Source organism: Chitinophaga sp., from assembly GCF_035564935.1.
GTDB lineage: Bacteria > Bacteroidota > Bacteroidia > Chitinophagales > Chitinophagaceae > Chitinophaga.
On sequence record NZ_DATMTE010000221.1, the window covers coordinates 1 to 10602 of the forward strand.

Consider the following 10602-nt stretch of genomic DNA (forward strand, 5'->3'; position numbering starts at 1 on the left):
AAAGAGAGAAGGAAATAAGCCTGTATAAAACCAGCCAGCTGTTCTTCAAAGACGGCGATAAAGCTACCCTCGAAAAATTAATAAAACTCCCCTACACCTGGGTCACCTCCGGCGATATTTCCAAGGACGGACATCACATCGTTATTAAAACCCTCACCACCGTTTATTACTGGCATCGCAATACCGGCGAAAGCGTGGAACAGGCCATGTCAAAACCCGCAAAAGAACTGCCTTACGTAATCGAAAAGCAAGGAGAAGGCATCACTATCCTCCCCGATAACAGCGGCTATGTAACCATCAGCGAAGGAAAACATGCGCCCGTAAATTTTTATAAATGGAAATTCTGAGCCGCTAGCATTTACTGCTGCCGTCGCATTTCAGTAACATCCGCTATACTTGTATAGTGTGTGCAGCCCTTGCTATCTGCTGCTAACCCATACTTTATATACCCTCAAAAACAGGTGATTCCCTTACCGGAAATACCTGGAGCAAAACCATTTTTTACTATGCCACAAACAAACAGCTTCCACCATTTTTTTGCCCGGGGAATGCCATCCCGGTAAGCCGTTCCAAATGAATATTACAGCGCTCCTCAGCACCATTAATTCAATAACCTCATTCGCTCATGCAAAAGAAAGCTATTATCATTGGCGCCGGCCCGGCAGGACTTACTGCTGCCTATGAACTACTACAGCGCACCGGTATCATCCCCATTGTACTGGAAAAAAGCACAGACATCGGCGGTATTTCCAAAACGGTAAACTATAAAGGTAACCGCATCGATATCGGTGGCCACCGCTTCTTCTCCAAGTCCGACCGCGTAATGGACTGGTGGATGAACATGATGCCGCTGGATAAAGAAGCCGCCGGAATATTTTCCATCAGCTACCAGCAAAAAACAAAAGAAGTAAAGGTAACCCGCAACAACAATAATACAGATACCCTGGTAGCCACCGATCCCGACCTCATTATGCTGGTAAGAAAACGCCTGTCGCGCATTTATTTCCTCCATAAATTTTTCACCTACCCTATCCAGTTATCGGTAGATACGCTCCGTAAACTTGGCTTCACCACTACTATCAGCATTATGATGTCGTACCTGTGGGCACAAATTTTTCCACGGAAAAATGAAAAATCGCTGGAAGATTTTATGGTAAACCGCTTCGGCCTTACCCTCTATCATCTCTTCTTCAAAGATTATACGGAAAAAGTATGGGGCGTTTCCTGTAAAGCTATTTCTGCGGAATGGGGCGCGCAAAGGATCAAAGGGATCTCTATCGGGAAAGCGATTGCCCATGCCGTGAAATCTGCGGTGGAAGCGGGCAAACCGAAAGACCTCAAACAGAAAAATGTAGAAACCAGCCTGATCGAACAATTCCTGTATCCCAAACATGGCCCCGGCCAGCTTTGGGAAGAAGTAGCCCGCCAGGTGACCAGCAAAGGCGGCACGGTGCTGATGCAACACGATGTAAAAAAGATCCATACTTCCGGGAATCAAATCACCGCTATAGAAGCGCTGGACCGCACTACCGGGGAAACAGTGCTGCTGGAAGGCGACTACTTCTTCTCTACCATGCCAATCAAAGAACTGGTAGCCGGCCTGGAAGCGAAGGTACCGGGCAATGTTCATGAAATCGCCGCCGGACTGCATTACCGCGACTTTATCACCATCGGCATCTTACTAAAAAACCTCAGCTTCGAGGATAAAAAAACCGGTGAATATAAGCCGCTGGAACTGAAAGATACCTGGATCTACATCCAGGAAAAAGATGTAAAGGTAGGACGGCTGCAATTATTCAATAACTGGAGCCCCTACATGGTAAAAGATCCGGATACTACCTGGGTGGGAATGGAATATTTTTGTAATAAGGGAGATGATTTCTGGGATCTGGGTGATGAGGAGATCCGCGAAACAGCTATCCGTGAACTCTGTAAAATAGGACTGGCCCAACAGGCCGATGTATTGGATGCCACCGTGCTCAGGATGGAAAAAACATACCCCGCTTATTGGGGTACCTACGCCCGCTTTGAAGAACTGAAAAGTTATATAAACACCTTCGAAAACCTGTTCCTGGTGGGCCGCAACGGCATGCATAAATACAACAATTCCGATCACTCCATGCTCACCGCCATGGTGGCTGTAGATAATATTGCCAACGGTATTGTTACCAAATCAAATATCTGGTCTATCAACACGGAACAGGAATATCATGAAGAGAAAAAATAAAAGATCTGCAGTTTTTGCGCCGGGAAAATATTCCCCGGTACAAAAACTGCAGACAAATTCACCGGTTACCGTTTCTCGTTATACACGCCAAACTCTGCAATCGCCGGCGTTTCGGAATAATCGTCTATCAGTATCCTTACTTTATTACCCCATACACGCGGAAAACGGTGAATACTCACACGACCCGCATGCTCACCTTCCGATGGCAATGGCTTCCACTCCCCGTTCTCATTATATTCCAACCGGTACTTCTTAATACGCGCCTTATCTTCGGTAATCACTATCATGTTAAACCCTTGTTGCCGGTCAAATTCCACTTCAAACCAGGGTTGCTTCACTGTGCGGTTGGATTGCCATGTACTTCTGAAACTATCATCGTTTGCAAAATCCATGATGTTCATATCATTGCTCCAGCTGGAATTGGCCGGCTGGTGCTTTGCAATGTTAGGTGAAATAATGGGAGATGCATATGCTGGTAATGCCGCTACCGGTCCGTCATTTTTCCATTGTTTCCCGATCTGCTTTAATGTTTCCAGCGCATTGTTGTCAATCAATCCATCGCGGTTAGGCGCCACGTTTAAAATGAAATTGCACCATGCTTTATTAAACGGAACAATGTTCTCATTCACCAGCCTGTTCACACTCTTCACCGGCGTAGTGGGAAAATCTGCTTTCCAGAACCATGCCGTATTAATGGGCAAACAGGACAATGCCGGCAAGTGATTATTCTCCGTGGAAATATGCTGCCCTGCGCCCTGTTCATACGATTTTATATCTGTATAGAACAACGCTTCGGCAGGGTACTTTGCTGCGTTCAGGTCCATCACCAGGCAGTTGGGTTGCAATCTTTTGATCAGGCCGTAAATTTCTTCAAAAGGCACATCGTCGTATGAAATCCTTGACCATGGCGCATCCCATCCATCGATGATCAGCGCGGTGATTTCTCCGTAATTGGTAAGCAACTCGGTGAGCTGCGCTTTGATCATCTTAATATCTTCTTTCGTAATCTGCCCGGGCCTGATCTTATGATGCGTATCCAGGATGGAATAGTACAACATCACCTTCAGTCCTTTGGCGCGGAAAGCATTGGCATACTCTTTTACCACGTCTCTTTTCAAGGGGCTGTTCATCACATTGTAAGGAGTGGTTTTGGTATCCCAGATAGCAAAACCGCTGTGATGTTTTGTAGTTAAACAACCATAAGACATGTTCGCCGATTTGGCCGCTGCCGCCCATTGATTACAATCCAGTTTCTTCGGGTTGAAAATAGCCGGCGATGCCTCCGGATCGGCCCAGTCGTCGTCCATAAAAGTGGGGATATTGAAATGGATGAACATACCGAAACGCAGATCCACAAACTGCTGCTGCAGCGTATACAGCGAAGGCGTTTGCTGTGCGCCGGCACTTCCCGTTACTAGTAACAGTACTGCTGCCAGAATGCTGATAACCTGATTCTTTTTCACAAGCTGATGAGTTAAAATATAAACAATAAAAATTTACTACTTCCATTCAGGTTGCTGCACCAATTTGCGGCCCTGGTCCAGTATGCCCTGTGGTATAGGCCATACATAAAATTTATCTGTACTGAAGTGACGGTCTTCCAGTTTTGTTTTCGGATACTTGTTGGTTTTGCCGCCGGTAGCAGGAATGTCGGTTAACCCGGCAGAAGCATCCATGGTGTAAATGGCCCCGTTCAATACTTGTTGTCCAATTCTCCAGCGCAGGATATCGAAGTAACGGTGTCCTTCGCCAGCCAGCTCTATCCGGCGTTCATGACGGATAAAGGTACGCAGCGTTTCCTTGTTCATACTCCAGCCGTTGAGCGCAAACGTAGCTGCTACACCGGGCATGCCTGCACGGGTCCTGATCTCGTTCAGTGCATTGGTAATTTCTGCAGATGGACCGGTGGTCTCATTGGCAGCTTCTGCATAGGTAAGCAATACTTCTGCATAACGCAGGATCTTCCAGTCGTTGCCGCCATTATCGCGGGCCTCCAGTTCTGTTTTATCGAAGATCTTCTTAAAAGCGTAACCGGTATACGTGGCTTTATCTCCTCCTATTTTATCGAGCGTGCTGTTAATAGGATCATACATCTTATCATTTGCCAGCGTGCTGCCCGGGTAGTAGATAGTGGCATTTAAACGCGGATCACGGTTTTTCCATGGCGCATGCACATCATACGCGGGATCTTTGGTGTAAGGATAGTAACCGGCTGAACTTTCATAATCATCTACCAGTGAAGGCAAAGGATTCAGGTAGAGCGTACCTCCTGAAACAGAGTTCACACCGGCAATATCACGCAGTCCGTTCGGGCGTAGTTCCTTTACATGAATGTAGCTGATAATGCTTTCGGAAGAATAATCTCCCTCCTGCTGGAACAGGTTATAATAATCGGGGTAAAGGGAATACACTTTACTGTCTATCACTTTCTTTGCTTCAGCAGCGGCGCCCGTGTAATCGCCGGTATACAACAGCACCCTGGCTTTCAGCCCCCGGGCGGCGCCTTGTGTAAAGCGTCCTTTATCGTCGCCTGTGTAGGACGGTGGCAGATCCGGCGCTGCTTCATCCAGCCACTTGATCACCTGGCTGATGATCACCGCTTTCTTGTCCTGCGGCACGTCCGATTCTGCAGGTGTGGCAAATACTTTCATCACCAAAGGCACGTCCCTGAAAAGTGTAGCCATCACAAAATAGCGGTAAGCCAACATCACTTTTACTTCTGCCTTTAATCTTTTCTTTAACCCTTCATTCATATCGGGCACTTTATCCACCTGGTCAAGAAATTCGATGCAATGCCTTACCTGGTCATATTTCCATTCATCTCCCAAATTACCGGTGGTAGCCACAAAAGTGCTGTTGCCTATCAGCTGCGCATTGCGGAGGGTATTGCCCCAGGAAGCTGTTTTGGAAAAAGCATTGTCGCTCATCCCTTCATAGCAAACAAAAAAATCGGCAGAAGGAAGGAACTCATAGATCCTGGATGCAAACTTCACGGCATCCGATTCTGTAGTCCAGTAGGTAGCATCAGAGTACTGATCCAGCGGTGCACGGTCCAGGAAATTTTTTGAGCAGGCAGCCAAAATACTGCAGGCGCATAATATAGCGATGATAGGTAGTCGTTTCATGTTGTTGTTGTTTTGCAGTGAGAGCGTCATCAGAATTTCAGGTTCAGGCCAAAAGTGTACGTCTTCATTTGAGGGAAGTTCACACCCGATTGCCAGTTGTCGATTTCCGGATCAAAGTTTTTCGGGAAACGTTTTGATTTCAGTGTCAGCACATTTTCCATCATGAAATAAAAACGGAGCTGGCCTATCTTCGTACGCTGCAAAATATTGTTGGGTACACTATATCCCAGTTGCAGGTTCTTCAAACGCACATATTTTGAATCATACAACCACCAGTCGGAAAAATCGTAGTTCACGCTCAGGTCCTGCCGCATCAGGGGATAGCGGGCGCCTTTGTTTTCCGGCGTCCAGGAGTCCATCAGGTCGGTAGTGAAGGAACCACCGTAATTGAACGGGCTTACGGCATAACCGGTGAGGTACGTTTTATTTTTCAGCACGCCCTGGAATAACATGCTTAAATCAAACTGTTTCCAGGAGAAGTTGGCGTTTACACCAAACATCATATGCGGATCTGCATCACCCAGTATTACACGGTCTTCCGGTGTAATTTGCCCGTCTCCGTTGGTATCCTGGTATTTAATGTCGCCTGCTTTGTTCTGTGGTTTGTAAGTGGGAGATGATTTTACTTCTTCGTCAGACTGGTACAGGCCAAGTGCTTTATAGCCGTACCAGGTCCAGCGTGATTGTCCTACCATCACGGGGTTTTCCTGCAATACGTCTGGTGTACCGCCCAGGTCGAGGATCTTATTACGTGAATCGAAGATATTCACCATTACGCCGTACTTCAGCTTATTATCGCGGTTCTGGTAGCCGGCAGATACTTCCCATCCCCAGTTGCTCATGCGGCCCAGGTTCATTACCGGCGCATCACGGCCAAAGGTAGATGGTACACTGGGTGTAAGCAAAATACCGGTGGTTTTCTCCTTAAACACATCCGCGGTAAGCGTTAACTTCTCCTGGAAAAACCCTGCATCCACACCAATGTTGCCGGTTACTTTTTCTTCCCAGGTCAGATCAGGATTAGCGGTGTTGTTGTAATAGGTAGTAGTTTGTGCTTTATCGTTGAAGTAAGAAGCGCCGGTACCTATCAGGCTGGCCCAGGAATAAATACCACGTGTATCCGTTCCCGTTGCATTCTGATTCCCCACTTTACCATAAGAGCCGCGCAGCTTCAGGTTGCTGATAACAGCAGAGCCTTTCAGGAAATCTTCTTCCGAGATCCGCCATCCGGCAGAAACAGAGGGGAAGAATCCCCAGCGGTTATTTTTGAAACGGGAAGATCCGTCGTACCGCCCGTTCACTTCCAGCAGGTAGCGGTCTTTAAAGCTGTAAGATAACCTTCCGAACATCGACTGGATGGCCCATTCATAAGCATTACCACCGGTACTCCACTGGTCTTTTTTCACGCTGCCGCCATTGATCACATGGATATCGTTATTCAGGAAATCCTGACGGCCCAGTGAATATGCATCATATTTCATGCTTTCCTGGCTGTATCCAAGCAATGCTTTAAAATCGTGCTGCTTTACCTGTAAGCCATAATTCACTGTACCGATGAACGTTTGATTAATAGCGGTGTTGTATTCGTCTTTCAGCGAGTTGGGCGATTGCTGCGTGGTAACGAGGTTTTCTTCATCATCGTACAGTTTGTAGGTAGCCCAGAAAGTTTTGTGTTTAATATCCCGGCTGTTATAGGAATACTGCCCTTTTACCGACAGGTTCTTAGTGATCCCGTAATCCAGTGTGAGGTTGGTGTTAAGGTAATTATCCTTGTAATTTTCAAACCCGCCGTGATTAATGATAGCCACCGGCTGGGAACCGCCGCGATAGCTCCGGTCGCGCCCCTGTGGGGTATAGGCCCATTCGGTGGGGTTCAGGATATACGCCCAATGCATGGCGGTGGTATAAATACCGGCGCCTGCAAAACTTTTAGGCGCATTCATATATACCGTATTGATGCCGAACTTCAGGTTATCCAGGATCTGCGTATTCACGTTTACCCGTGAGGTAAAGCGTTCGTTCATCACACCCTGTACCAGTCCTTCCTGTTTCAGGTAGCCGAGTGATACAAAGTAATCCGTATTTTTTGTTCCTCCGGAGATGCCCACATTATGTTGCATCTGGAGGGCGTTCTTTTTGAAGATGGCGCTGATCCAGTCGGTGCTGGGCAATTCCCCGCTGGCGTACTTCTGGATATCTGCATCGGAAAAGCGTACGGTGGCATCGGGATTATCGTTCAGCTGGGATTCATTCCATTTGCGCATAAAGGATACCGCGTCTACCAGTTTTGGGAGATAGGTAGGCTGCTGTGTGCCTGCGTAAGCATCGTACGCCAGCGAAGGCTTGCTGTTCAGTTTACCTTTACGGGTTGTTACCAGTATTACTCCCCCGGAGGCGCGGGCGCCATAAATAGCGGTGGCGGAAGCATCTTTCAGGATACTGATGTTATCGATATCCTGCGGGTTCACGGTTTCCAGCTGACCGGCCACTCCATCTATCAGCACCAGTACCGGGTTGTTGGACAGGGTGCTGATACCGCGGATATTCAGTTTGTTGTTGTTGGTTCCGGGCATACCGTCTGTTTGCTGTACAAACAGGCCGGGTACCTGGCCCTGCAGGGCGTTTACTACATTGGGCACGGGCCTTTCGGCTACGGCAGCGCCTTTTACGGAGGCTACCGCACTGGTAAGACTGGCCTTTTTCTGGGAGCCATACCCTACCACTATAATTTCACCGAGCTTTTTAGTGTCTTCCGTGAGTACGATACGCAGCTGGGTGTCCTTACCGCTGGCTATCTCCCGGGTATTATATCCCATAAAAGATACAATAAGTACTGCATTTTCGGGGATCCCCTTCAGCAGGTATTCTCCTTTCTCATCGGTAACAGTAGCCATAGAAGCGTCTTTCACCCGTACAGACACACCGGGCAAAGGTTCATCTTTTTCATTCACCACTTTTCCGCGGATATCTTTATACATGAGGCCGGCGTCGGCATCCAGCAGCATATTCGCCAGCATTTCATTACTGCGGCGGATGATCACTTTATCATCTGCTATAAAATATTCCAGGGAAAATGGCGCCAGCAGTTCTTTCAGCACGTTGCCCACTTTCTGGTGCTTTGCCCGGATAGTGACGATGCTGTTAAAGATCTCCCGGTTAACGGCGTAACTGAAAGAAAGATTGGCGCTGGCGCCTATCTCATCCAGCGCATCATGCAAAGCACCGCCTTCCACTTTCAGCGTAATCCTTTTTTCAAGCAGCTGGGCTTCGGTGTGCTTGGCCAGCAGTGTTAGTGTGGTACTACATACAACGACTACAATACACAATGACATTTTCATTAGCATGCCTATTACAGGTACACATTTTTTCATACTTTTACGTAGATTAAGGTTGAGTAAAAACTAGCTGCCATCGGTTACCAGGCCAGTGTGGCAAACTAGCGTTAGAACTTAACTTTCAGCCTCCCGCAAGGGAGGTTCTTTTTATGTAGGTGCCGCTTCCTTATGCATAGGCGGGTGGTTTATTTCATAACGTTTAGCATTCCTTGTCCATCCTGATGATGTACGTGGCACCATTGCTTTCCAAAGTGGCGTTGAGCGACAAACACAACTGCCGCAATGCTTTCTCTAAAGTGCCGTTGGTATTAAATTCCCCGAAATAGAAACAGTTGGAGATCTTTCCTTTGATCTCAATTTTTACATTGTAATAATATCCCAGTTCAGCCGCCACTTCCGGTAAACCGGCCCTGTCGTATTTCAGGATGCCCTCGCGCCTGCTCAGCAGATCACCGGTAGCCACTTTGTTTTTCTTAGTGATCGCACCTGTAGCCTTACTGAATATGGCCCGCTCACTGGGAGCCACATGCACTGCGCTATCCGCATTGCCAACCGCCACTTTACCGGTTAACACGGTTACCGCTACATCCGGCTGCGCATCAAATGCCCTGATATTAAAAGCCGTGCCCAGTACGCGGGTATCTACAAGCCCGCTGTGAATAATGAAAGGCTGTACTGCATTAGTGGTTACATCAAAAAAGGCTTCCCCGCTCAGTGTAAGTTCGCGGTTCTCTTTCCCGAAGGCATCTGTATATGTTAGTGTGGAAGCAGGACTGAGCCAAACGGTGGTGCTGTCCGGCAACTGTATCTTTTTATGTTCTCCCGCCTTAGTGGCTACCAGCTGTTGCCGGGAAGGAACGGGTATTGGCGCCGCTGGCCGCTGAAAATACCACCAGCCACTTACTGCCATTACAAACAGCACTGCCGCCGCTGCGGCTATCCTTGGCCACCAGGTATGTTTTACCGGTACTGTTTCCGGAACGGCAACCCGGATACGGGTCAGCAATTGCTGCTCCATTTCCGCCTCCAGCAAGGATTTGGCGCCCAGCTCCACTTCATCCCATTCCGGGGTGGTTTTGAAACTATAATAATAGTTCATGAGCTGTTTCACCTCTTCCTCACTGGCCGATCCGTCCATCCATTTATCTATCAATGAATAAAACTCCTGTCTGTTCATACGGGGTATTTCATCATTAGTGACAAAAAAGAAGGGCTACCCCCAAAGCAGGGCGAAAAAAAATTTATTTATCTATCAGCAGAAGAAGCAGCAAAGCATAGCCAAGGGCAGCACGCAGTTTGCGGAGGGCAATATTGATCTGGTTTTCAACGGTTTTCACCGAAACATTCAATTGTGCAGCAATTTCTTTATAAGAAAGATGTTGGTCCCGGCTCATCCGGAATATCACCCGGCATTTTTCCGGAAGGGTGTTTATCAGCGTATCGAGGAGGGATTGCAGTTCTTTCACGGCCAGCTCACTTTCCGGGGAAACGGTGTCCATCCGCTCCAGCATATGGTCAAACAGTTCTTCCCGCACAGGGTTTTGCCTGATATAACGGAATACCTTGTAACGGATGCTGGCGGAAAGATATGCCTTCAGGGAGCCATTCAGCCGGATACGATGGGATCTTTGCCACAATTCTGTAAACAGTTCCTGCACCAGGTCTTTGCAGGCTTCTTTGTCTTTCAGCACCTGGTAGGCCGCCAGGAACAGGGGTTCCCAATGCCGTTTGTACAACAGGCTTAGCGCCTGTTCATCGCCCGACTGCAACAACAACAACAATGCTTCATCTGTTTGCCCCTCAATGGCCGGCATGGTTGATACTAATTTTTTTATGGTGAAGGTGGAATACCAGGGGATAAATATAGCGGTTAAATTATTATAGCCGGGGCAAAAAAGATGAGCGGTCATCTTTC

The 10602-nt window shown here is 47.7% G+C and carries 7 protein-coding genes; 2 read left to right on the plus strand and 5 right to left on the minus strand.

Annotated features, from left to right (window positions below; genetic code table 11):
- Window positions 1–347, plus strand: a 347-nt coding sequence (locus VN105_RS05780) for a hypothetical protein (protein WP_414647230.1), incomplete at its 5' end; no start/stop codon positions are given.
- A 278-nt stretch (window positions 348–625) separates the two neighbouring features.
- A complete protein-coding gene (locus VN105_RS05785) occupies window positions 626–2227 on the plus strand; it encodes an NAD(P)/FAD-dependent oxidoreductase (protein ID WP_325638832.1) in 1602 nt (533 codons plus the stop codon).
- Between the two features lie 65 nt (window positions 2228–2292).
- Here the strand turns inward: VN105_RS05785 and VN105_RS05790 are convergent, their stop codons facing one another.
- From VN105_RS05790 to VN105_RS05810, 5 genes are all read right to left on the minus strand, one after another.
- A complete protein-coding gene (locus VN105_RS05790; RefSeq protein ID WP_325638834.1) occupies window positions 2293–3690 on the minus strand; it encodes an alpha-L-fucosidase in 1398 nt (465 codons plus the stop codon).
- A gap of 36 nt (window positions 3691–3726) precedes the next feature.
- The gene (locus tag VN105_RS05795) at window positions 3727–5352 is read right to left on the minus strand and encodes a RagB/SusD family nutrient uptake outer membrane protein (RefSeq protein ID WP_325638836.1); all 1626 of its coding nucleotides are present in this window, start codon (window positions 5350–5352) and stop codon (window positions 3727–3729) included.
- Window positions 5353–5381: 29 nt separating this feature from the next.
- The gene (locus tag VN105_RS05800; protein ID WP_325638838.1) at window positions 5382–8723 is read right to left on the minus strand and encodes a TonB-dependent receptor; all 3342 of its coding nucleotides are present in this window, start codon (window positions 8721–8723) and stop codon (window positions 5382–5384) included.
- 163 nt (window positions 8724–8886) lie between these two features.
- The gene (locus tag VN105_RS05805) at window positions 8887–9864 is read right to left on the minus strand and encodes a FecR family protein (protein ID WP_325638840.1); all 978 of its coding nucleotides are present in this window, start codon (window positions 9862–9864) and stop codon (window positions 8887–8889) included.
- Window positions 9865–9928: 64 nt separating this feature from the next.
- Window positions 9929–10602, minus strand: a 674-nt coding sequence (locus VN105_RS05810; protein WP_325638842.1) for an RNA polymerase sigma-70 factor, incomplete at its 5' end; no start/stop codon positions are given.

Excerpts from the sequence above, each read along its gene's own strand:
- VN105_RS05800 (WP_325638838.1), bottom strand. The coding sequence starts at position 8,723 with ATGAAAAAATGTGTACCTGTAATAGGCATGCTAATGAAAATGTCATTG.
- VN105_RS05795 (WP_325638836.1), bottom strand. The coding sequence starts at position 5,352 with ATGAAACGACTACCTATCATCGCTATATTATGCGCCTGCAGTATTTTG.
- VN105_RS05785 (WP_325638832.1), top strand. The coding sequence starts at position 626 with ATGCAAAAGAAAGCTATTATCATTGGCGCCGGCCCGGCAGGACTTACT.
- VN105_RS05805 (WP_325638840.1), bottom strand. The coding sequence starts at position 9,864 with ATGAACAGACAGGAGTTTTATTCATTGATAGATAAATGGATGGACGGA.